This is a genomic window from Pseudonocardia sp. SID8383 (assembly GCF_009864975.1).
GTDB lineage: Bacteria > Actinomycetota > Actinomycetes > Mycobacteriales > Pseudonocardiaceae > Pseudonocardia > Pseudonocardia alni.
Genome location: NZ_WWFY01000646.1, coordinates 1 through 324, shown reverse-complemented (window position 1 = coordinate 324; position 324 = coordinate 1). Strand labels below are relative to the sequence as shown.

At 79.6% G+C, this 324-nt stretch carries 1 protein-coding gene; it reads right to left on the bottom strand.

Going from position 1 to position 324, the window contains the following annotated elements; genetic code table 11:
• On the bottom strand, positions 1 to 324 hold a 324-nt coding region (locus GTW08_RS15765; protein ID WP_161152130.1), incomplete at both ends, for an ROK family protein.

Below are 324 nucleotides of genomic sequence, written 5' to 3'. Positions count from 1 at the left end.
ACCGCCGATGCCCACCTCGACGGTGAGGAACAGCGCGGTGCCCGCGCCGGCCGCGGCCCCGTCCCGGACCTCGGCGACCCCGGCCAGGTTCGCGTCGTTGCCGACCAGCACGGGCAGGCCCAGCCCGGCGCCGATCCGGCGCACGTCGAGCGGGCTCCAGCCCTGCCCGCCGCCCGTCTCGGCCAGGTACTCGTCGACGACGGTCGCCGCGACCCCGATCCCGACCGCCACGACCGCTCCGGGCGCGTCCGCGACCAGCTCGCCGACCACCCCGGCCAGCTCCGCGGCGACGGCGTCGGGGTCGCGACGGCGGTGCCGCCCCGA